This window comes from Nonomuraea sp. bgisy101 (genome assembly GCF_057708945.1).
In genome coordinates, this window is record NZ_JBYITD010000004.1 from 214,692 (window position 1) to 236,168 (window position 21,477).

At 72.2% G+C, this 21,477-nt stretch carries 23 protein-coding genes; 11 read left to right on the plus strand and 12 right to left on the minus strand.

Features of this window, described 5'->3' with window-relative positions; all coding sequences use genetic code 11:
• Positions 1 to 22: 22 nt before the first annotated feature.
• A complete protein-coding gene (locus AC3EO4_RS09485) occupies positions 23 to 724 on the plus strand; it encodes a FadR/GntR family transcriptional regulator (protein WP_488186336.1) in 702 nt (233 codons plus the stop codon).
• Here AC3EO4_RS09485 and AC3EO4_RS09490 read toward each other — a convergent pair.
• From AC3EO4_RS09490 to AC3EO4_RS09515, 6 genes are read right to left on the minus strand one after another with little or no spacing between them, the layout of a single operon-like run.
• Positions 685 to 2,133, minus strand: a complete 1,449-nt coding sequence (locus tag AC3EO4_RS09490) for a sensor histidine kinase (RefSeq protein WP_431894907.1) — start codon at positions 2,131 to 2,133, stop codon at positions 685 to 687. The genes AC3EO4_RS09485 and AC3EO4_RS09490 overlap by 40 nt on opposite strands.
• Positions 2,130 to 2,831, minus strand: a complete 702-nt coding sequence (locus AC3EO4_RS09495; protein WP_379575098.1) for a response regulator transcription factor — start codon at positions 2,829 to 2,831, stop codon at positions 2,130 to 2,132. The genes AC3EO4_RS09490 and AC3EO4_RS09495 overlap by 4 nt, the downstream gene beginning before the upstream one ends.
• Positions 2,818 to 3,327, minus strand: a complete 510-nt coding sequence (locus AC3EO4_RS09500; protein ID WP_431894909.1) for a hypothetical protein — start codon at positions 3,325 to 3,327, stop codon at positions 2,818 to 2,820. The genes AC3EO4_RS09495 and AC3EO4_RS09500 overlap by 14 nt, the downstream gene beginning before the upstream one ends.
• Complete coding sequence (locus tag AC3EO4_RS09505) at positions 3,320 to 4,540, minus strand: ABC transporter permease (RefSeq protein ID WP_379575096.1); 1,221 nt, start codon at positions 4,538 to 4,540, stop codon at positions 3,320 to 3,322. The genes AC3EO4_RS09500 and AC3EO4_RS09505 overlap by 8 nt, the downstream gene beginning before the upstream one ends.
• Positions 4,537 to 5,355 carry an ABC transporter ATP-binding protein gene (locus AC3EO4_RS09510; RefSeq protein WP_379575095.1) on the minus strand — a complete coding sequence of 273 codons (819 nt, stop codon included), beginning with the start codon at positions 5,353 to 5,355 and terminating at the stop codon, positions 4,537 to 4,539. Before AC3EO4_RS09510 ends, AC3EO4_RS09505 begins: the two co-directional genes overlap by 4 nt.
• The gene (locus AC3EO4_RS09515; protein ID WP_379575094.1) at positions 5,352 to 6,440 is read right to left on the minus strand and encodes an efflux RND transporter periplasmic adaptor subunit; all 1,089 of its coding nucleotides are present in this window, start codon (positions 6,438 to 6,440) and stop codon (positions 5,352 to 5,354) included. The genes AC3EO4_RS09510 and AC3EO4_RS09515 overlap by 4 nt, the downstream gene beginning before the upstream one ends.
• Before the next feature lie 147 nt (positions 6,441 to 6,587).
• On the opposite strand from AC3EO4_RS09515, the gene AC3EO4_RS09520 reads away from it, so the two are divergent.
• Complete coding sequence (locus tag AC3EO4_RS09520; RefSeq protein WP_431894911.1) at positions 6,588 to 8,228, plus strand: efflux RND transporter periplasmic adaptor subunit; 1,641 nt, start codon at positions 6,588 to 6,590, stop codon at positions 8,226 to 8,228.
• A gap of 73 nt (positions 8,229 to 8,301) precedes the next feature.
• Positions 8,302 to 9,366, plus strand: a complete 1,065-nt coding sequence (locus AC3EO4_RS09525) for an FUSC family protein (protein ID WP_379575092.1) — start codon at positions 8,302 to 8,304, stop codon at positions 9,364 to 9,366.
• A 7-nt stretch (positions 9,367 to 9,373) separates the two neighbouring features.
• On the opposite strand, the gene AC3EO4_RS09530 is transcribed toward AC3EO4_RS09525, so the two are convergent.
• Positions 9,374 to 9,790: a hypothetical protein gene (locus AC3EO4_RS09530; RefSeq protein ID WP_379575091.1), complete on the minus strand. Its 417-nt coding sequence runs from the start codon at positions 9,788 to 9,790 to the stop codon at positions 9,374 to 9,376.
• 71 nt (positions 9,791 to 9,861) lie between these two features.
• Here AC3EO4_RS09530 and AC3EO4_RS09535 point away from each other — a divergent pair, with 71 nt between their 5' ends.
• The 5 genes from AC3EO4_RS09535 (at position 9,862) to AC3EO4_RS09555 (ending at position 13,843) form a co-directional block, all read left to right on the plus strand.
• Positions 9,862 to 10,695, plus strand: coding sequence for a TetR/AcrR family transcriptional regulator (locus AC3EO4_RS09535; RefSeq protein WP_379575090.1), 834 nt, complete (start codon positions 9,862 to 9,864; stop codon positions 10,693 to 10,695).
• A 69-nt stretch (positions 10,696 to 10,764) separates the two neighbouring features.
• A complete protein-coding gene (locus AC3EO4_RS09540; RefSeq protein WP_379575089.1) occupies positions 10,765 to 11,139 on the plus strand; it encodes a BlaI/MecI/CopY family transcriptional regulator in 375 nt (124 codons plus the stop codon).
• Entirely contained in the window at positions 11,136 to 12,077 is a 942-nt protein-coding gene (locus AC3EO4_RS09545) for a M56 family metallopeptidase (RefSeq protein ID WP_379575088.1), read from the plus strand. Before AC3EO4_RS09540 ends, AC3EO4_RS09545 begins: the two co-directional genes overlap by 4 nt.
• A gap of 43 nt (positions 12,078 to 12,120) precedes the next feature.
• Positions 12,121 to 12,870 (plus strand): (2Fe-2S)-binding protein, encoded by a 750-nt coding sequence (locus tag AC3EO4_RS09550; RefSeq protein WP_379575087.1) that lies wholly within the window; start codon positions 12,121 to 12,123, stop codon positions 12,868 to 12,870.
• Between the two features lie 127 nt (positions 12,871 to 12,997).
• Positions 12,998 to 13,843, plus strand: a complete 846-nt coding sequence (locus AC3EO4_RS09555; protein WP_379575086.1) for a DUF4097 family beta strand repeat-containing protein — start codon at positions 12,998 to 13,000, stop codon at positions 13,841 to 13,843.
• 34 nt (positions 13,844 to 13,877) lie between these two features.
• On the opposite strand, the gene AC3EO4_RS09560 is transcribed toward AC3EO4_RS09555, so the two are convergent.
• Genes AC3EO4_RS09560 through AC3EO4_RS09570 form a run of 3 tightly spaced genes read right to left on the minus strand, consistent with a single transcriptional unit; the run spans position 13,878 to position 17,692 of the window.
• Positions 13,878 to 14,774, minus strand: coding sequence for a TolB-like translocation protein (locus tag AC3EO4_RS09560; protein ID WP_379575085.1), 897 nt, complete (start codon positions 14,772 to 14,774; stop codon positions 13,878 to 13,880).
• Complete coding sequence (locus AC3EO4_RS09565) at positions 14,771 to 15,961, minus strand: MFS transporter (RefSeq protein WP_379575084.1); 1,191 nt, start codon at positions 15,959 to 15,961, stop codon at positions 14,771 to 14,773. The genes AC3EO4_RS09560 and AC3EO4_RS09565 overlap by 4 nt, the downstream gene beginning before the upstream one ends.
• A gap of 3 nt (positions 15,962 to 15,964) precedes the next feature.
• Positions 15,965 to 17,692 (minus strand): discoidin domain-containing protein, encoded by a 1,728-nt coding sequence (locus AC3EO4_RS09570; RefSeq protein ID WP_431894915.1) that lies wholly within the window; start codon positions 17,690 to 17,692, stop codon positions 15,965 to 15,967.
• A gap of 296 nt (positions 17,693 to 17,988) precedes the next feature.
• On the opposite strand from AC3EO4_RS09570, the gene AC3EO4_RS09575 reads away from it, so the two are divergent.
• Positions 17,989 to 18,405, plus strand: a complete 417-nt coding sequence (locus AC3EO4_RS09575) for a VOC family protein (protein WP_379575082.1) — start codon at positions 17,989 to 17,991, stop codon at positions 18,403 to 18,405.
• Positions 18,406 to 18,430: 25 nt separating this feature from the next.
• A complete protein-coding gene (locus AC3EO4_RS09580; protein WP_379575081.1) occupies positions 18,431 to 19,060 on the plus strand; it encodes a TetR/AcrR family transcriptional regulator in 630 nt (209 codons plus the stop codon).
• A gap of 482 nt (positions 19,061 to 19,542) precedes the next feature.
• On the opposite strand, the gene AC3EO4_RS09585 is transcribed toward AC3EO4_RS09580, so the two are convergent.
• Positions 19,543 to 20,115: a TetR/AcrR family transcriptional regulator gene (locus AC3EO4_RS09585; protein ID WP_431894918.1), complete on the minus strand. Its 573-nt coding sequence runs from the start codon at positions 20,113 to 20,115 to the stop codon at positions 19,543 to 19,545.
• A gap of 252 nt (positions 20,116 to 20,367) precedes the next feature.
• On the opposite strand from AC3EO4_RS09585, the gene AC3EO4_RS09590 reads away from it, so the two are divergent.
• Positions 20,368 to 20,586 (plus strand): hypothetical protein, encoded by a 219-nt coding sequence (locus AC3EO4_RS09590; protein ID WP_431894920.1) that lies wholly within the window; start codon positions 20,368 to 20,370, stop codon positions 20,584 to 20,586.
• Here the strand turns inward: AC3EO4_RS09590 and AC3EO4_RS09595 are convergent.
• Positions 20,583 to 21,401, minus strand: a complete 819-nt coding sequence (locus AC3EO4_RS09595) for a PIG-L family deacetylase (RefSeq protein ID WP_431894921.1) — start codon at positions 21,399 to 21,401, stop codon at positions 20,583 to 20,585. The two genes, AC3EO4_RS09590 and AC3EO4_RS09595, sit on opposite strands and share 4 nt — an antisense overlap.
• Between the last annotated feature and the right edge of the window lie 76 nt (positions 21,402 to 21,477).

Genomic DNA, 21,477 nt, shown 5'->3' on the forward strand with positions numbered 1-21,477 from the left:
GGACGGACCTCGGTTCCAACCTGTGCGAACCGTGCGCGCTTACGAGCGCATCGTCGAGCAGGTCGAGCAGGCCGTCGAGAGCGGCGAGCTGCGGCCGGGCGAGCGGCTGCCGAGCGAGCGGGACCTGATGGTCCAGTTCTCGGTGAGCCGGTCGACCGTCCGTGAGGCGCTGCGCGTCCTGCAGGCGCGCGGCCTGGTCAGGTCGCGCCCTGGCGACCCGAACGGCGCGGAGGTGATGCCCTTCACCCCCGCGGCGCTGCACAAGTCGATGACCACCCTGGCCAGGGTGGACGAGCTGTCGCTGGCCGAGCTGGTGCAGTTCAGGATGGTGCTCGAAGGCGCGGCCTACCTGCTGGCCGCGCGGCTGCACACCCCGGCGCAGCTGGCGGAGATGGACGACGCGATCGAGCGCATGCGGGCAGCGGACGGCTACGAGTCGTTCAGCGCCGCCGACGTGGACTTCCACGACGCGGTGGCGCGGGCCAGCGGCAACAAGCTCATCCAGATCTGCAGCGACGTGGTCCGCTCCATCGTGCTCAACCTCATCGCCGACAAGATCAGGGCGCCCGAGCAGCGGCGGCGCAGCATCGCCCACCACGAGGAGGCGCTGGCCGCCCTCCGCGTGGGCGACGGACCGCTCGCCGCGCGCCTGGCCCGTCAGGCGCTGAGCGACTTCTACTCGCCCTACCTTCCGGAAGGCGCGCTGGACGAGCTGCTGGAGTAAAGAGGCAGTCTGACCTGGAAGAGCGCGCCGCCGCCAGGCGGACAGGCGGCGCTGATCGTGCCGCCGTGCGCGTCGGTCAGGGCCGCGGCGATCGACAGGCCGAGCCCGGTGCCTCCCGAGTCGAGTCCTCTGGCGGGGTCGGCGCGGTAGAAGCGCTCGAAGACCCTGTCGAGGGCCTCGCCCGGCAGTCCGGGCCCCTGGTCGGCGACCTCCACCACGGCCTGCCCCGCCTCGACCCCGACCCGCACGGTGAACGGCGTGCCGTGAGGGGTGTGCTTGAGCGCGTTGCCGACCAGGTTGCCGATGACCTGGCCGAGCCTCGCCTCGTCGCCCAGGACGGTCACCTCCCCCTCCGCGCCGTCCAGCCGCTCGAAGCCGATGTCCCTGTCGGGTGCGAGCGTCCTGGCGTCGATCACCGCGCCGGCCGCGAGGCTGAGCAGGTCCACGGGCGCGTGGTCGAGCGGGCGGCGCTGGTCGAGACGCGCCAGCAGCAGCAGGTCGTCGACCAGCAGGCTCATGTGGCCGGCCCGGTTCTCGATCCTGTCCATCAGCCACGTGGTCTTGTCGAGGTCGCGCGCGCCCTGACGATACAGCTCGGCGAAGCCCCTGATCGAGGTCAGCGGGGTGCGCAGCTCGTGCGAGGCGTCGGCGACGAACCTGCGCATCAGCTCGGCCGAGCGGCCCGCGGCGTCGGCGGCCGCCTCCCTGTCCCTGACCGCCCGCTCGATCTGCGCCAGCATCCCGTTGAGCGCGCGGCCCAGCCTGCCCATCTCGGTACGGCGATGCCGCTCGGGCACCCGCCTTGACAGATCGCCCCCGGCGATCGCGGCCGCCGTGCGTTCGATCTCGCCCAGAGGGCGCAGGCTGCGCCGTACGAGCCAGTAGCAGGCCAGGCCCAGCACGACCAGGACGCCGCCGCCGACGCCCACCACGATCGTCACCAGGCGGGAGACGGTGCGGTCGATGTCACCGAGGCTGACGGCGATCACCCGGGTGGTCTGCCCAGGGCCCGGCACCGCGACGGCCCGCCACTCGGGCCCGTCGCGTTCGACCGAGTCCACGTCGAAGGGCCGTCCCGCCCTGTCGATCACGTCCGCGAGGGTGAGCCGCGGGATGGCGGGCCTGTCGACGTCGACGGACTCGGCGAAGGTCCTGACCATGGCACCCTGCCGGTCGAGCAGCACCATGTGGAACAGACCCGGCAGGCGCAGCGGGCGCCCCTCCACCGGGCGCGGCGCCATGTCGGGGAACGGGAGGGGCCGGGCGGCGGTGGCCAGTTGCTGGTCGACCCGCTCGACCAGGTAGCCGCGCAGCAGCCTGACGGCGAAGCCGCCGGTCAGCGTGATCGCCAGCGTGACCAGCAGGAGGGTCGCCGAGACGAGCCGCAGCCAGAGGGGGAGCGCCTTCACTGCCGGGGCGCGCGCAGGACGTAGCCGACCCCGCGCAGGGTGTGCAGCAGCCGGGGGTCGTCCCTGTCGAGCTTGCGCCGCAGATAGGAGACGTAGGACTCGACGACTCCAGCGTCGCCGTCGTAGTCGTGCGACCAGACGTGGTCGAGGATCTGCGTCTTCGACACGACGCGGCCGGCGTTGACCATGAAGTAGTGCAGCAGCTTGAACTCCGTCGGCGACAGCGACACCAGCACGCCCGCCTTGCGCACCTGGTGGGCCTCCTCGTCCAGCTCCAGGTCGCCGACCTCCAGCCTGGACGGCGCCGCCTCCCCTCCCCTGGTACGGCGCAGCACCGCCCTGATCCTGGCCAGCACCTCGTCCAGGCTGAACGGCTTGGTGACGTAGTCGTCGCCGACCCGCAGCCCCGCCACCTTGTCGTCGTGGGCGTCACGGGCGGTCAGGAACAGCACGGGTACGCGCCTGTTGCCGGCCCGCAGCCGGTCGGCGATGGCGAAGCCGTCCAGATCGGGGAGCATGACGTCGAGGATCACCAGGTCAGGCCGGTCCTCGTCGGCGAGGCGCAGCGCCTGCCTGCCGTCGGCGGCGGCCCGCACGTCGAATCCGGCCAGGCGCAGGCTCGCCGACAGCAGCTCCCTGATGTTGGGCTCGTCGTCGACGACGAGCAGCCGGGCCTCACGGGCCCTATCTCCTGGCACCGAATCCGCCTCCCTCGCTGATGGAGGTGGCCGCCACCTCGCCGTCGCCGCCCTTCTCCCCCTGGACGACCACGGTGGTGCCGGTCTTCAGGTCGGACAGCGCGCCCTGTTCGGTGACCTGAACTGTAGTCTCGCCCGTCGTCGTTACGACCACGGTGGAGCCGTCCATGGTCTTCAGCGTGATCCTGTCCTTCTCGACCTTCTCGACGGTGCCGACGGTGGCGGCGCCGCCCTGGCCCCTGCCGCGGATCGCGCCGCCAGGCGGCTGGCCCTGCGGTCCGGTGCCGCCGCTCGGCTGCTGCACGCCGTACCCCGTGCGGGGGCCGAACTGCCCGGCGGCGGCCGTGGAGCCGCCGAGCAGCTTGTGGGCCTGGATGCCGATCAGCACCCCCGCGACGAGCACCAGGGCCGCCACCAGACCCAGGGTGAGCCTGGACGTCCTGCGGCGCGGCTGGAACTCCTCCTCGAACGACGACACGACCTTCTCCTCACTCATGGCGCAGCGCCTGGATGGGACGGAGCTTGGCGGCCCTGTTGGCCGGATAGCTGCCGAAGAACAGCCCGATCCCGATCGAGACGCCCAGGGCGAGCGCGATCGAGGAGGGCACCAGCACGGGTTCGATCCCCGCGATCGTGAACCGGGTGCCGAGGAAGGCGATCAGCACGCCTGACAGCCCGCCGACCAGGCTCAGCAGCGTGGCCTCCATCAGGAACTGGCCCAGGATGGCGCTCCTCGGCGCGCCGATGGCCTTGCGGATGCCGATCTCGCGGGTCCGCTCGGTGACGGTGACCAGCATGATGTTGGTGATGCCGATGCCGCCGACCAGCAGCGAGATGGCCGCCACCGCGCCGAGCAGCACGGTGAAGGTGCCCGTGGCGGCGCTGACGGTCTCCTGCAGCGCGGCCTGGTTCAGGATGCGGTAGTCGGGGTCGGCGCCGACGCCGTGGCGCTGGTTGAGCAGCGCGCTCACCTCCGCCTGCGCGGACTCGGTGGCCGTCGCCCCCGTGGCCTGCACCACGATCGAGCCGAGCGAGCCGAACCCCGTCAGGCTCTGCTGGACGGCGGGCAGCGGCGCGATCGCGAGGTCGTCGGCGTCCTGCATGCCGCTGGATCCCGACTCCTTGAGCACGCCGACCACGGTGAACGGCACGCCCGAGACGCTCAGCTGCCTGCCGATCGGGTTCACCTGCCCGAACAGCTCGTCCGCGACGGTCCGGCCGATCACCATCACCTTTCTGGAGGCGCGGACGTCGTCGTTGACGAAGTACGTGCCCGAGGCGACCTGCTTGTTCATGGCCTCGAAGTAGCTGGGGTAGGTGCCGACCAGCTGACCGACCGCGTGGCTCGCGCCCTCGTGGACGGCGGTGGCGGCGTTGGCGTTGACCACGGGAGAGACGCTCTTCACCGAGGGCAGCTCGGTGAGGGCCTTGGCGTCCTGCAGTGTGAGCGGCCTGGCCTGCGTCCTCGGGCCCGAGCCCTGGCCCCCGCCGCCCGGGCCGCCTCCGGAGAACGACGGGGAGACGGTGAGCGTGTTGGAGCCGAGGCGCTGGATGTTGCGCTGGATGCTCTGCGACGAGCCCTCGCCGACGGCGACCAGGAGGATCACCGCGGCGACGCCGATGAGGATGCCGAGTGTGGTCAGCGCGCTGCGCAGCTTGTTGGCCGCGAGGCCGCGCAGTGCGAAGCGGAGGATCTCCAGCTGGTTCACCGGGACCGCACCTCGCACGCGGGCCGCTCGTCGTGGTCTCCGCCCGCTCCCCGTGGCGGTCCCGATCCGTTTCCGGGGAGCGGGGCGGAGGTCTGCGCCGCCGGCCGCGGCGGCGGTCCCTCGACCGGCGCCTGGCGGCGGTCCTCGACGATCTCGCCGTCCACCAGCCTGATGATCCGCTTGGCGCGCGCGGCCACGTCGTCCTCGTGCGTGATGATCACGATGGTTCTGCCCGACTCGCTGAGCCGGTCCATGATGTCCAGCACGTCGCGCGTGGACATGGTGTCGAGGTTGCCCGTCGGCTCGTCCGCCAGCAGCAGGGCGGGCGCGGTGACCAGCGCCCTGGCGACGGCCACGCGCTGCTGCTGGCCGCCCGACAGCTCGTTCGGGTCGTGGTGGACCCGGTCGGCCAGGCCGACCCTGCCGAGGGCCTCGAGCGCGCGGGCGCGGCGCTCGGCGGCGCCGACGCCGCCGTAGGTGAGCGGTAGTTCGACGTTGGCCAGGGCGCTCATGCGCGGGATGAGGTTGAACGACTGGAACACGAACCCGATCTTGCGGTTGCGCAGGACGGCGAGCTGGTGCTCGTCGAGGGAGCCGACATCGGTGCCGTCGATGAGGTAGCGGCCCTCGCTGGGCACGTCGAGGCAGCCGAGGATGTTCATGAGCGTGGACTTGCCGGAGCCCGAGGCGCCCATGATGGCCACGTAGTCGCCGCGCTCCACGTCGAGGCTGACCCCGCGCAGCGCCCGCACCAGGGCGTCGCCCTCGCCGTAGGTCTTGACCAGGTTCTCCACCCTGAGGACCGCCGCGCTCACCTGCCACCCCCCGGACCGCCGCCCGGGCCGCCGATCATGCCGCCGCCCGGGAACCTGCCCAGCTGCTGGGTGCCGCCGGTGCCGGTGGCGGCGGGAGGGACGAGGGTGTCGCCCTCGGCCACGCCCGACCTGATCTCGGTCGTGGCGGTGCCCTTCACCCCGATCTCGACCGGGGTCCGCACCTGCCGGCCGTCCTTGAGGAGGGTCACCGTGCTCTGCCCGCCTGCGGTGGTCACGGCGACAGAGGGGACGGTCACGACGTCCTCCGCGCGGTCCGTGACGACCTGGACGGTCGCCGTCTGGCCGAGGCGCACCTCGTCCGGCACCTTGGTGAAGGAGATCGTCACCGGGTACTGGACGACGTTCTCGCTGGTGGCGGCGACGGGCTCGATCTGGGTGATCTTTCCTGTCGCGGTGACCCCCGAGAGGGCGTCGAAGGTGATCGTCGCCGGGCGGCCGATCTTCAGCTTGGTGACGTCCGACTCGGTGAAGGAGCCAACGAGCTTAAGCTTCCTGGTGTTCGCCACGGTGATGAAGCCGGAGGACGCCTCCTCGCCCTGCCCCGCGCCGGCCGTGGCGGAGGATCCGCCCACGGAGCCGTTCACCGCGGTGACGGTGCCCGCGAACGGCGCCTTCAGCACGGTGCCCGCGACCTCGCGCCGAGCGGCGCTGTAGGCGTTGCGGGCCTTGACGTAGGAGGCGTAGAGCGCGGCGGTCGAGGTGCCGTCGTCGGCGGCTGCCTCGTAGGCCGCGCTCGCCGAGGACAGGCTCTCCTGGGCGGCGTCGTCGTCCAGCCTGGCGAGGATCTGGCCCTTGGAGACCGTGTCGCCCGCCTTGACATAGATCTTCTCCACGGTGCCGGCGGAGGCGAAGGCGAGCGAGCGGGACTGCGCGCTCTCCACGGCGCCCGAGGCCGAGACGGAGGCCTCGACCGTGCCCCTCGCCGCGGTGACCGTCCGCACGAGGGCGTCGGCCGAGGACCCGCCCGTGCCCAGCGCGGAGTAGGCGAGGACCGCCCCGCCCAGCAACGCGACCGCGAGGATCCCGTTCGTTATCAGGCTCCTGCGCCTGGTCGACAGCTTCACAGGCCGTGACCCTGGCACACCAGCCTTGGCTCCAGCCTCGCGAAGCCTGGGCGTTTGCTGAACGCCGCGGCGCGGCCCCGCGGCGCACAGGCAACCTCCAGCTTCCCGACAGTCTCCTCCGAATCGGGACCGCCAGGATGGGCGCCCATGAGACCGAGTCATATGCGCAGGGGCGGCCTTGCCGTCGCCGCGGCGGCGTTGGCGGGTGCGGGCGTGCTCGTGGTCGTGCTGGGCGACGACCCGGCGCCGTCCTCCACGGTACGGCTGGCGGCCGCCCAGCGCGGCACGGTCACGGCGTCGGTCTCCGCGGCGGGCAGCACGAAGGACGGATCGCGCCGCGACCTCGCCTTCGGCGCCTCGGGGAAGGTCCAGGGGCTGAAGGTGAAGGTCGGCGACAAGGTGCGCAAGGGCCGGGTACTCGCCTGGACCGACGCGACGGCGGCCAGGGAGGCGTACGCGGCGGCGAAGGCCGACGTGGCCGCCGCGCAGGACGCCGTCGACACGGCCGCGTCGTGCTCCTCCGCGCAGGCGGGGGTGCCGGACGCCGCGCAGGCGGGCGGGCCGGTTGCCACGGCAGGCGTGTCGGACACCGCGCAGGCGGGCCTTTCGGATGCCGCGCAGGCGGGCGGGCTCGGCGCCGGGATCGCGCTCGCCGCCTTCACCCCCGTGACACCGCAGGGCACCCCCTCGCCTGAGCCGCGCGGAGCTGATCCGGACGAGCCTGAGGAGCCGGTGCCGACGGTGACGGTCACCGTGACCGAGCCCGCCCCCACCGTGACGGTGACGGTCACCGCGACGCCGTCGGCCCAGGTCCCCGCCCCTCGGCCGACGGGCGACCTCGGCGGCATCCCCGCGGTGACGGCCCACCCCACCTCCGCGCCTGACGACGGTCCGGCCGCGAGCCCCGGCCCGTCCGCCGCAGCCAGCGGGAGACCCACCGGCGGGCCCAGCGCGAAGCCCTCGGCCAAGGCCAGTGGGAGACCCAGCGCGAAGCCCTCGGCCGGAACCACGGGCAGGCCCAGCGCGAGGCCGTCCGCCGGAGCCAGCGGCGAGCCCGGCAGGGCGCCGGACGGCAGGCCGAGCCCGGGGCCCCAGGCCAGCGCAGGCCCCAGCGGCCAGGCGAAGGCGAACTGCGGAATGGGCGAGGAACAGGCCGGGTCCGCGCTCGCCAAGGCCCAGGCGGCCATGGAGCAGGCCGCCGACGCGGTCAGAGCCACGAGGATCGTCGCGCCCGTCTCGGGCACCGTCCTCTCGGTCGGGGGCGGGCGCGGCGACAGCGTGGGCACCGGCACCTTCATCAGCCTCGGCGACCTGGACGAGCTGCAGGTCGAGGCCATGTTCACCGAGTCGGACGTGAACAGTCTCGCCCTCGGCCAGAAGGCGGGCGTCACCCTCGCCACGCGCCAGGGCGAGCGGCACACCGGCACCGTCGCGCACATCGCGCCGACGGCCACGGCCACCGACCGGCTCGTCCGCTACGCCGTGACGGTCACCTTCGACGATCCGCCGAGCGGCCTCCTGGTGGGCCAGTCGGCGACGGTCACCGTCACGACGGACGAGGCGGACGACGCGCTCTACGTTCCGGCCCAGGCGGTCAGGACCAGGACGGACGGCACCGCGACGGTCACCGTGAAGACCGCCGCGGGCCAGAAGGAGCAGCCGGTCACGACGGGCGTGCGCGGTGACCAGTACGTGCAGATCGAGCAGGGCCTGAGCGACAGTGACCAGGTGGTGCTGGTCGAGGGCGGCACGGGCGAATTCCCCGACGGAAGCTGGCCCGAGGACTGACAGCGCGCGTTCAGCCGGCTGCCAGGTTTTCCCAGGTAACCGGTTTGTCATATTTTGCGGGCATGCTGGCGCCGTGAGAATCGACGTGCGGGGCCGGATGGACCGGCTCGCCCTCATGGCCCCCTCGATCGCCCAGTGCGCGCTGGCCGCCGCGGTCGCCTGGCTGGCGGCCAAGGACCTGCTCGGCCACGCCCGCCCGTTCTTCGCGCCGATCGCGGTGGTGCTCTGCATCGGCGTCGGGCTCGGGGCGCGGCTGCGGCGGGTGGCCGAGCTGGTGGTCGGGGTCGCCCTCGGCGTCGGCGTGGGCGACCTGCTGATCTCCACGATCGGCTCGGGCCCGTGGCAGATCGCGCTCGTCGTCGCGCTGGCCATGGGCGTGGCCGTGCTCCTGGACAGCGGCTCGCTGATCGTGCTGCAGGCGGGCTCGTCGGCCGTCCTCGTCGCCACCCTGCTGCCGCCCTCGGGCACCGGCGGCCTGGACCGGATGGTCGACGCCCTGCTCGGCGGCGTGCTCGGCATCGCGGCCGTGGCGCTGATACCCGCCGACACCGCCGCCATCGCCCACCGGCACGCGGCCGCCGCCCTGGACGCGCTGGCCCTGGCGCTGGAGGACACGGCCGAGGCCCTGGAGAAGACGGACCCCGAACTGGCCGCCGCGGCGCTGGAGGAGGCGCGCGGCACCCAGAAGGCGGTCGAGCAGTTCGCCGAGGCCCTGCAGACCAGCAAGGAGATCATCGCGATCTCCCCGCTGCGCCGCAGGCGGCGGCGCGAGCTGCTGCTGCGGTACGAGACCGCGCTCACGCCCGTCGACCACGCCCTCCGCAACACCCGCGTCCTGGCCCGCCGCGCGCTCGTCGCCGTCGACCAGGGCGCGCCCGTTCCCGTGTGGCTGCCCGGCGCGCTGCACGACCTGTCGGCCGCCGTCCTGCTGCTGCGGGACGAACTGCCCTCGCGCCGCGAGCCTGAAGGGGCGCGCTCCGCGATCCTCGCGGTGGCGGCCGCGCTGCCGGGCGACAGGGAGGGGTTCGCCGCCGGCGTGCTGGTCGCGCAGCTCAGGTCGATCGTCGTCGACCTGCTCCAGGCCACTGGCGCGAGCCACGAGGAGGCCGCCGCCGCCCTGCCCCCGCTCGCCGACTGAAAGCCCGTCAGACCCGCTCGCTCCGCTTCCACAGGAACGCGACGGCGGCCAGGCCGGCCAGGCAGGGCAGCACGCCCGCCACCGTCACGACCATCGGGTGCGGCTGGGTGAAGTTGAAGGCGAGCAGGGCCGTGCCCACGAGGAAGACGACGGTCGCGTTGAGCCTGGCCCTTCTGCCGCCCTTCCTGCCGGCCCTCGCCAGCCACAGCCACAGCACGACGCCCACGCCGTAGACGACGTACAGATACGTCGCGATGCTGGCCATCGTCATGTCGAGCCACTGCGCGTCGTTCGAGGGATAGGCGGCCTTCAGGTGTCGCGCCAGGTCACCGGTCGCCTGGTCGGCGATGAGGACGAGCGCGGCGATCACCGTGAGCGCGGCCCCGGTGTACATCGCGCGTACGGCGTTGCGCTGGGTCTGCATGGGTTTCTCCTTTGGTGGCATACTAGAGATACCAAACTTGAGACATCATGTCCTAATGAGAGACTAGCCCCATGAGAGATCGAGCGCCCACCGGGCTGTCGCGCAGGCGGCAGCGGCTGTCCGACGAGGAGACCGAGCAGCGGATGCTCGACACCGCGCTGGACATGGTCAACCTCACAGGGCTGACCGTGGGGCTCGACCACATCGGCCTTGAGGACGTGATCCGCGACGCGGGCGTCTCCCGCAGCGCGGTCTACCGGCGCTGGCCGTACAAAGACCTGTTCTTCAGCGATCTGCTCAGGCAGATCGCCAAGGCGGCCACGCCCGCCGTCGCCGACGCGGGAGCGGCGCTCGAGCTGATCAACGGGTTCGCGCGCGACCACCTCGACTGGCTGGAGTCGCCGGAGGGGAGGCGGCGGTTGTGCGCCGAGATGCTGCGCCTGGGGGCCGCGCACGACTTCGAGGCCATTCACGGGTCGACGGAGTGGCGGACCTACCTGGCGCTGCACGCGACGTTCCTCAGCCTCGAGGACGGCGAGCTGCGCGACGACGTCCGCGAGTCGCTCGGCAGGGCGGAGCGGGCGTTCGTCGAGCGGATCGCCTCACGCTACCGGCATCTGGCCGGGCTGCTCGGCTACCGGCTGCGCGCCGAGCTCGGCGCCACCTTCGAGACCATGGCGACGCTGGCGCAGGCGACGATGCGCGGGATGGTGACGATGGCGCTGTCCACCCCCGAGGTCGCGACGCTCCGCCTGCGGTCGGCGCCGCTCGGCGAGGACCGTCCCGCCGACTGGTCGCTGCCCGCGCTGGGGATCGCCGCCACCGCGTTCACCTTCCTCGAACCCGACCCCGCGGTCACGTGGGACGCCGGCCGCATGGCCGAGGTCGGCGCCGCCCTGTCCTGAGCGCCCCCGGCGGGCGGGAGCGGGGTTCGCCCCCTCGACTCTTCTACGATCGCGGGTAGCATGAGCCGCATGGTGCGCGCTCTGGGTGATCTCGAAGCCACGATCATGGACAGGATGTGGTCCTACCATCGCCCCGCCTCGGTGCGCGACGTGCTCGAAGATCTTCGCCGCGAGCGGGAGATCGCCTACACCACGGTCATGACCGTCATGGACAAGCTGCACAAGAAGGGCCTGCTCACCCGCCATCCCGTGGGCAAGGCCTATGTCTACGAGACGGTCACCAGCAAGGAGGCCTACACCGCAGGCCTCATGCGCGAGACTCTGGCCAGCAGCGGCAACCAGGCCGCCACGCTCGTCCACTTCCTGGAGCGGCTGACCCCCGAGGAGTCCGCCGCCCTGGAGTCGGCGTTGCAGGTCTACCCCCCGAAGGGCCGCCAGGCATGACGGACGCCGTCGTCCTGGCCTGCTACACGCTCGCCGCCTCCGTGCTGCCGGCCGGTCCGCTGAGCAGGGCGCGGTGGGCCGAGCGGGCGCCCAGGCTGGCGATTGCCATGTGGCTGGCGGCCTGCGCGTCGGTCATCGTCTCCGCGCCGCTGGCGCTGGTGACCGCGACGGTCCCCGCGGACGCGATCGGGCACGGCTTGGCCGACCTGTTCGAGCTCTGCACGATGATGCTCGCCGAGGGGCCGGGCACGGCCGCGTGGGCGGCGCTGGTCGCCGGCGGGCTCGTCGTGGGCAGGGTGGCCTTCTCCATGGCCTCCGTCCTGGCCAGGGCCAGAAGGCAGCGCCGCCGGCACGCCGAGGGACTGGCCCTGCTCGGCCGTCCCGACCACGAGCTCGGCGCCGTCGTCGTCGACCACGCCGAGCCGCTCGTCTACTGCCTGCCAGGCCGGGGCGCCACGACCGTGATCACCACGGCCGCGCTCCGGTCGCTGAACGGCGAACAGGTCGCCGCCGTGCTCGCGCACGAGCGGGCCCACGTGCGCGGCAGGCATCATCTGGTGCTGGCCGCGGGCGAGGCGTTCGCGCGGGCGTTCCCCTTCGTACCGCTGTTCGCCGCGGCGAGGGCCGAGCTCGCCCGCCTGCTCGAGCTGCGCGCCGACGACGTGGCCGCCAGCCGCCACCCCAGAGTGCAGATCGCCGCCGCGCTGGTCGGGCTGGCCACGGGGCGGGTGCCCGCGTTCGTGATGGGCGCGGGCGGGCAGAGCGCGCTGGCCAGGGTGCGGCGCATGCTGCGTCCCCCCGCGCCGCTCGGCCGCCGCCAGCGGGTGGCGGGGCTGGCGGCGGTCGCCCTGCTGCTCGCAGGGCCCGCGGCGGTGGCCGCCGTACCCGGTCTGACCGCGTTCGTCTCCCACCACTGTCACTCGCTCACCCTGCTATGAACTACGATCCAGCGTCGTAGCTTTGCCTCGACGAAGGATTTCCATGCACGACGTGTTCGCCAGGCTCGACACCTTCGGCGAGCGTTACCGGCTCGACCTCGACCTGGACCTGTCCTCAGGCGGCGACTGGATCGACTGCTCACGGCTGCTCGACCCCGGGTCCCCCGAGCTGACCCGCGTCCTCGACGCCGAACGGCACGCCAGCGGCCAGGTCAGCGACCACGCGACGGCGCTGACCGTGATCGCCGTCTACGCGGGCCGCGTCACCACCGCCGCGCTGCTGGCATGGGCGCTGCGGGGTGTCCTGATCGACGTGCGCCCCTCCAACACGGCCATCAGGCTGTCGGAGCACCACGGGTTCGAGGCGGTGGGGTTGCGGAAGCCTTACGCCGTCGAGGGTTCGGTGGAGACCCTGGTCTCCTGGGTGCTGGAGGAGCACCTGCTGCCGCTGGCGCGCGCCCTGCGCGTGCGCACGAGAGCAGGACTGCGGCAGCTGCACGGCGGCATCGCGCACGGCTGCGCGATGGCGTTCTGCGGGGCGAGCCTGCGCGGCGGGGACGTGGACGAACTGGAGGCGGCCTACCACCGCTTCGTCGCCGCGGCGGGGAACGGGCTCGACCGGCTGGGCAGGGTGGTGCGACTGAGGGAGGGCGCGCGGGAGGGCCTGTTCTATCTGCGCAACACCTGCTGCCTGTACTACACCTCGGCCGAGAAGGTCCTCTGCGCGAGCTGCTGCCTGGACAGCGAGGCGGACCGCGTCGCGCACTACCGGTCGGTGCTGAGGGGGGCGTAGACGGCCGGCCGGCTCGCCTGGATCCTCGGGCGCGACCCGTTCGACGCGCCGCCGCTTACGGATCTGACGCCAGCATGTTGCCACGAGTCCTCTTGCCATGATGTCATTCTGGCGTCATAGTGGTGCCGTGCCTGACTCGTTCGAGACCCCAGACCCGATCACCGCGACGATCTCCGCCGGTACAGGCCGCCTGCGGATCATCGCGAGCGACCGCGCCGACACCGTCGTCACGATCCGCCCGGCCGACGAGTCCGACGACGCCGACGTGAAGGCCGCCAGGCAGTCCACGGTGGAGTACGCGGCCGGCCGGCTGCTGGTGCAGGCGCCCAAGAGCAGGGGCCACTCGCTGTTCAGCCACACGGGCTCGGTCGACATGACGATCGAGCTGCCATCGGGCTCGCGCGTCGAGGCCACCACGGCGGGCGAGATCCGCTGCAGGGGCGGTCTCGGCGAGTCCACGCTCGCCTCCGCCTCCGGCGGCATCACGCTCGAGGAGACGGGCAGGGCGCGGCTGAGCACGGCCGACGGCGACATCAGCGTGACCGGCTCGACCGGCCACACCGACATCACCACCGCCAACGGCACGATCAGCGTGCGGCGGATCGACGGCACAGCCGTGATCAAGACCTCCAGCGGCGACATCAAGCTCGGCGAGGTGACCGGCGACCTGCGGCTCAACACCGCCTACGGCCACATCACCGTCGACCGCGCACTGGCGAGCGTGCACGCCAGGACCGCCTACGGCGACATCACCGTCGAGGAGTCCGTCCGCGGTTCGCTCGAGCTCGAGACGGGCCACGGCCAGCTGGAGATCGGCATCAGGCGGGGTACGGCCGCGTGGCTCGACCTGAACGCGCCCTACGGCACGGTGCGCAACTTCATGACGGCCGCCGCCGGGCCCGAGGAGTCCGACGAGACCGTCGAGGTGCGCGCGCGAACACACTACGGCGACGTCACGATCCGCCGCGCCTGACCCGCGCGCGCCCCGCAGGCGGCCCGCTCGAGATTCAGCGGACGGCCGACGGCGAGGAGGCGTCGCCGACCAGCAGGCGGGCCGCGCCCGTGCCGTCGGCGGGGACCGCCCACACGTCGCGCCCCTTGGCGTACATCACGGTCGCCTCGTCCAGCCATGCCACCTGGTCGTCGACGTTCGCGCTCTCCGCGAGCGGCGTCTCGGCCATCGTGGACAGGTCGAGCGCGTGCAGCCGCCACGCTCCCCCCGGCATGCGTTTCTTGAACACCAGCCGCTTGCCGTCCGGCGACAGCGAGGGGCACTCCGCGTTCGCCCGCAGCACCCGGGCCTCCCACTTGCCGTAGTCGCCCTGCACCAGGTAGGTCTGCCCGCGCGTCGAGACGGTGGCGTAGAAGCGGTTGTCGTCGGCGGCGAACGTGACGCCCCAGTAGTTGACGTCGGGCGAGTGGTAGCGGCGCCCGTCCTTGATCAACGGGATCTGCTCCATGTTGGTGATCGCGTAGCCGGTGCGGTCGTCGAGGATCCCGGTCCAGGTGGAGAAGCCGCTCGTGTTGTAGGAGTCGCCGGTGACGAACACCGTCCAGGAGATCATCCGGCCGCTCGGCGACACCCTGGCACGGCTCGGGATGCCTGCCAGGTGCAGCCGCCTGGTCTCCTTCATCGTCCGGTCCACGACGACGGCGTCGGTCCTGGCCACGCCGGTGACCAGGCAGACGCCCGTTCCCGAGGCGGTGGCGAACCGCTCGCACCGGGTACGGCTGCCGCGCACCAGGCCCGTGTCCTGGTCCCTGACCACGATCTGGCCCGGCCTGGCCAGATCGAGGACGCCCGCTCCCCCGCCCGGGCCGGCTCCGGCGGCGCGCACCGCGTAGAAGAACGCGCCGCCGCCCAGCACGAGCAGCGTCACGGCGAGGATCAGCGTCTTTCTCATCGGACCACCTTCCAGAACGCCAGGCACGCCACGATCCCCGCGCCCATCACGACCAGCCCGGGCACCGGCCCGGCGAGCGTCCACGCCGCGCCGTACATGATCGAGGACAGCATCCGGGCGACGGCCTGGCCCGTCTGCAGCAGCGCGAGCCCGCTGGTGCGCAGGTGCGGGGGCAGCAGCGGGCCCGCCGCCGCCATCAGCACGCCGTCGGTCGCCGCGTAGAACAGCCCGAACGCCCCCAGGACCAGCCAGTACGGCGCCCCGCCCGCGAGCAGCGCATAGACGCCGACGAGCGCGAGGTGGCCCAGCAGGAAGACCGGGACCCGGCCCCACCTGTCGGCCAGCCTGCCCATGGGGACGGCGAGCAGGAGGTACACCGCGGCGGTGCCGAGCGGGAGCAGCGGGAAGTGCTCGGGGGCGATGCCCGTCCCCTTCTGCAGCAGGAGGTAGACGAAGGGGTCGCTGACGGTCACCAGGCCGAGCGCGGCGGCAGTCACGCAGACCCGCCGGAACGGCCGCCGCCGCAGGAGCGCGAGCGCGGGGCGCAGGCCTGTGCCGTCCTTCGGCGGAGTGACCGTCGCCGCCACGGGCTGCTCCCTCACGTACAGGGCCAGCAGCACGACGCCGAGCACCGCGAACGCGAAGCTGACCACGAAGACCGCGTCGTACGCGCCGGTCGCGCCGAGCACCGCGAACGCGGCCAGCGGCCCGAGGAACGCGCCGACCGTGTCCATCGCCCTGTGCACGCCGAACGCCTGCCCCTGCGTCTCGGGCCCCGCGCTCAGCGAGATGAGCGCGTCGCGCGGCGCGGTGCGCAGCCCCTTGCCCGTCCTGTCGGCCGCGACGACCGCGCCGAGCAGGCCCACCGAGCTCCCGGCGGCCAGCAGGCCTAGCTTGCACGCCGCCGAGAGCCCGTAGCCGATCCCCGCCACGAGCTTGCGCCGCCGCCACCGGTCGGCCGCGTGCCCCGCGGCCAGCCGTACCAGGGCGGTCACCCCGAAGTAGAGGCCGTCCAGCAGGCCGTACGCCAGCGGGCTGAGCCCCAGCACGAGCACCGCGTAGTACGGCAGGACCGCGGTCACCATCTCGGAGGAGATGTCGGTGACCAGGCTGACCAGGCCCAGCGCCAGCACGTTGGCGGGCACGGCCGTGGTCAGCCGTCGATAGCGGAAACCGGATATGTACACGCGTCAGTGGCAGGTGTAGGTGGGGCTGGTGTCCTTGACCTGGCCGTCGACGCCGATCAGCTGCGAGGAGAAGGTGCTGTCCCCCATCGTCAGCTTCACCACGCCGAAGGTCCCCGACAGCCGCTTCTGGCTGTTGGGCTGCACGTTCTCGATGTTGTACGGCGAGGCGCCGCCCATCCCGCCGAGCACCTCGACGATGCCGTTCGGGTCGGCCTGCGCGTTCGGGTTCTGCGGGGCGAACCGCTCGTAGTGGTGGTCGTGGCCGTTGAGGACGAGGTCGGCTCGCCTTTCGTAGAGGATCTGCCACACCGGCTTGCTGACGGGGTCGTTGCCGTGCTCGCCCGAGCTGAACAGCGGGTGGTGCCAGTAGGCGGCCACGCACCGCTTGTCCGTCGCGGCCAGGTCGGCCTTCAGCCAGTTGATCTGCGCGCTCTGGTCGAAGAGGTTGGAGTCGAGGGCGACGAAGTGCCAGTTGCCGCGGTCGTAGCTGTAGTAGCTCTTACCGTTGGGGAAGGCGATCGGCCCGAAGTAGGACTTGTAGCCCGCCTCGAACCCGGCGGGGTCGTAGCTCTCGTGGTTGCCTGCCGACGGGCGGGTCTTGTTCTTGAACGCGCCCCATGTCTTGTCGTAGTAGGCGGTGAAGTCCTGCAGCCTGGCGTCGTCGTACTGGTTGTCGCCCATCGTGATGACGAAGTCGGGGTTCATCGACTTGACCAGGTTGGCGGTCTTGGGATGGGCGCAGGAGCTCGAGCTCGCCGTGCACTGCTCGGCGATGTCTCCGGCTGCGGCCACGACGAACGTCTCGCCGCCCGAGGAGGCGCCGACCGTGAGCTTGTCCAGGTTGGGGCCGCCGGCGGCGCCGGTGGCGGTGGCGCGCACGGTGTTCGCGCCGGCCTTGAGCGTCGCGGTGAGCGTCAGGTCGGACCAGGTGGCCCAGGCGCCGGTGCCGGGGAAGTCACGGTTGGCGACGGTTCCGTTCACGGCGATGGCCAGCGGGCGGACGGCCGTGGTGCCGTTGGCGTAGCGGAAGGTCAGGGTGGCAGGGCCCGCGGTGGCGGCCTGGACCGTCCACTCGACGTAGCCGCCCACGGTGTTGACGTAGTCGACGAAGCCGCTGCCGGTGTATCCGGCGTGGTTGCTCGCGACCGTGGCCTGGGAGAGCGTGGCGTTCTCCGCCTGGTACTCGGGGCCGCCGGGGTTGCCGGGGGTATCGCCGTAGACCTGCATCTCGTGGAGCGAGTAGCCGTAGGAGGTGCCTCTGGCGGTGCCGTACATGCGGACGAACCGGCCCTCACCGGTCACCGTCAGATCGTCGGTGCCGCCGTCGCCGCTGGTGGTGGAATGGACAGCGGTCCAGGAGACGCCGTCAGGGGAGGTCTGGATCTGGTAGGCCCTGGCGTAGGCGGCCTCCCAGGTCAGCCTGACGCGGGAGATCGGGGTGACCGCGCCGAGGTCGACCTGGATCCACTCGGGGTCGTGCCCTTCGGCGGAGGCCCATCTGGTGCCGGTGAGGTCACCGTCGAAGGCGCCGGCAGGGCCGAGCGAGGCGCTCTCGGTGGAGGAGGCGGTCGACGGCTTGCCCTGGGACAGGAGGGTTTCGGCGGCGGAAGCGGTGAGCGAGCCGGAGGCGCCGGCCGAGCCGGCGGTGGCGGAGACGGATGCGGTGGCGGAGGCGGGGACGACGAGCGACCCGGCCAGCAGGACGAGGGGTAACAGCAGCGCACGCGGCATGGGGCTCTCCAAGGCAGGGGGCGACGACTCACGACGCGCGGCCGGGGCAGAAGGGGAACTGAGCGCGTCACGTCGTCGCCGACGCCGCGCCAAGCCGCTTAGCCGCATCCTGGCAACCGGTTCGGGCGACTGTCAAGGAAGTTAGGAAACCTTCCTAACTTGTTCATTCCGCTCGGCGATCTGACGATCCGCCTCGACCGCATGGCCCGCGGGAAGGATCGCGGCGGCGCAGGGTCACTCAGATGTCTACGATCTGGGTGACCGCCGTCGCCGCCCCTCTCACGTGAGGATCCGCCATGGACTGGAAGCTCGAGGTCGTGCCCGTTCCCGTCACCGACGTCGAACGGGCCAAACGGTTCTACACCGAGCAGGTGGGCTTCAACGCCGACCACGACACCCAGGTCAACGCCACCGTCCGCTTCGTGCAGCTCACGCCGCCCGGCTCGGCCTGCTCCATCGTCATCGGCGCCCCCGTCAGCACGCCCCCTGGAACCCTGCAGGGCCTGCAACTGGTCATCTCCGACCTCGCCGCCGCCCGCGCGCGGCTCCTCGCACGCGGGGTCGAGGTCAGCGAGATCAAGCACTACGAGAAGGACGGCTCGCTGGCCGACGGCCCCGGCGGGCGGTGGAACTCCTTCGCCTTCTTCGCCGACCCCGACGGCAACGGCTGGGTGCTCCAGGAAAGCCCCCCGATAGCATCGAACGAGGACTGACACACCGGCTGACCTGGACGAACCCATGGCCTCCACCACCCCGCCGCCGCGCAAGGACGCCGAGCGCAACAGGCGGCGGATCATCGCCGCCGCGCACGAGGTGTTCAGGGAGCGCGGGGTGAGCGCCACCCTCGACGACGTGGCCAGGCGCGCCGGCGTCGGGGTCGGCACCGTCTACCGGCGCTTCGCCAACAAGGAGGAACTCGTCGACGCGCTCTTCGAGGACATGATCGACACCGTCGAGACCCTCACGACGCAGGCCGCGGCCGAGCCCGACGCCTGGAGAGGCCTGACGACCTGCCTGGTGCGGGTGTGCGAGATCCAGGCACTCGACCGGGGGCTGCGCGAGGTCACCCTCGGCACAGGACGCGGACCGCAACGGCAGGCGGAGATGCGCGAGCGCGTACGGCCGGCGGTCGACCGGCTGCTGGCCAGGGCCAAGGAGCAGGGAGCGCTACGGGACGACGCGGTGGCCGCCGACCTGCCGATCATCCAGCTGATGGTGGCGGCGGTGACCGAGCACACGGGCCGGCCGGACCTGTGGCGCCGCTACCTGGCCGTCATCCTGGACGGCCTCCGCGCCCGCCCCGGCAACGCCGACCTGCCCGGCGAGAAGGAGCTCGTGCGGATGTCGATCCGGAACTGCGGCCGATAGGCCGCTCCCTCCCAACCACCCGGAACACAGCCGCCGGGGACAGGGCACACGAGACACAGGCACACGAGACACAGGCACTCGAGATACGGGCACTCGAGATACGGGCACTCGGAGCACGGGCGTGCGGGCGTGCGGGACCGGGCGGTGCGGGCTTCAGGGGGCCGCCTCCGGGGCGACGCGGCAGGTCTCACCGGGAGCGGGCCGGGACACGCGCGTGCGGGGCACGACCACGCAGGGCACAGGCGTGGGAGCGCGCGAAGCTTCAGGGGACCGCCCTCCAGAGCGACGCAGCAGGTCTCACCGGGAGCGGGCCCGGACGTGCGGACTCGCGCGTGCGGGGCACGACCACGCGAGCACGGCCACGCGGGGCACGGGGCGTAAGAGCGTGCGAGGCTTCAGGGGGGCGCCCTCCAGAGCGACGCGGCAGGTCTGACCGGGGGCGGGCCCGAGGGGAGGCGCCGCCGGGCCGGGTGGCCGGCCGGTCATTCCAGCGTGATGCTGTCCAGGTAGGACTCGAGGGCGGCGAGCGGGTCGAAGTCGGGCTCCAGCAGCCACTGGATCTGCAGGCCGTCCAGGACGGCGATGAGCAGCGGGCCACTGGCCTCGGGCACGACCTGGCCACGCCTCTGCGCCTCGGCGATGGTGGCCGAGAAGAGCTCGCGGCTGGTCCGGTAGCGCTTCTGGAAGAAGTCGTGCGCGGGATGCTCGGGGTCGGTGGCCTCGGCCGAGAGCGTGACGAAGAGGCGGACCACGCCCGGGGCGTTCATGTTGCGGATCATGAGCTCGCGCATCGCCACGCGGAAGCTGCCCACCTCCGCCCACTTCTCCTCGAACCACGGGGTGTCGGTGTCGTCGCGCTGCTGCAGGACGGCGGCCAGCAGGTCCTCCTTGGAGGGGAAGTAGTGCAGGACGCCCGCCAGGGTGAGTTCGACCTGGGCCGCGACGTCGCGCATCGACGCGCCGCGGTAGCCGCGGACGCTGAACAGCTCGCGGGCGGCGTCGAGGATCTGCTGCCTGCGGGTGACGCCGACGGCGTAGGGCTTCCTGGTGACCATGCGACCGAGGATAACAAAAACCTATCGGTTGGTAGTTTTTGACGCCCAAGCGCCGAGCGGCCGGCCGGGGCCGCCCAGCGCGACCCCGAGCCATCCGCCTGGACCCCAGGTCGTCCAGCGCAGCACCGAGCCCTCCGTCCCGCTGGACCTCAGGTCGTCCAGCGCAGCACCGGGCCGTGCGGCTCAATCTCAGGCCGCTCGACCCCTGGGCGTCCGACGCAATCCCGGACTTTCAGCACCCCACGCCGCGGCGTGACCGCGCTGGTCATCCGCGGATTCAAGGCCATGGGCATGACCGCCTTCATCACCGTGCCCGCCTTCCTCGGCCTGGCCGGATGGGCGATGTGGGTGGAGATCTCCCGCCATGAGGCCGTCCAACGCGACCCATGGCCGCCCAGCACGGCCCTGGGGCGCCCGGCACGATCCCGGGGCGCCCGGCACGGCCCCTGGGGCGCTGAAAGGGGGAACTAGCCGCGGAGCCCGGCGAAGAGGTCGTCCTCGTGGTCGGGGGCGGCCACCTTGCAGACCTTCCGTACGAACGCCTCGGTCGCGAACGCCCGGTGTTGCGCCTCCTGCGGCATCTGCAGCAGGAAGATGCTGTCCCCCTGGCTGGCGTGCGCGCGCAGCGCCTTCACCTTGTTCTCCACGTACGGCGAGACGTCCACCACGGTGGTGATCAGCTCGTCTGGGGTGCCGAAGTCCTCGGGCAGCTCGAACTCCTCCATCTCCATCCCCGACGCCTTCATCCAGTCGAACATCTCGGCGACGCGGGCCCGGGAGACGGCCGTGTAGTAGAGCTTGTCGGGGATGCCCGTCGACTCGGTGGCCGCCACCGCGATCCTGTGCGCCTGGATGTGGTCGGGGTGACCGTAGCCGCCAGTCTCGTCATAGGTGACCACGACATCGGGCCGGTAGTGCTCCATCAACGCGGCCAGCTTGGCCGCCGCCTGCTCGACCGGCACATTCCAGAAAGAGTCGGGATGGGAGTTGCCCTCCCAGCCGTCCATGCCCGAGTCACGGTAGCCCAGCAGTTCGACGTGCTCGATGCCTAGGTGGGCGACGGACTCCTTGAGCTCGGCCAGCCGCCGCTCGGCCACTTCGGCGTCGTTGTGGGCCGGGTCGCCGGGCTTCACTCCGCCGGGGCCGTCGCCCTGCTCGCCGTTGGTGCACGTGACCAGGACCGTCCTGACGCCCTCGGAGGCGTAGCGGGCGAGGATCCCGCCGGTGCCGATCACCTCGTCGTCGGGGTGCGCGTGAACGGCCATCACTGTCAACTGTCGATCCATCTTTGCATTCAACCGCACGCCGCCGACAGTTCCGCCCGGGCAGGGCCCCGGGCGAGACGACAGGCGAGACGACAGG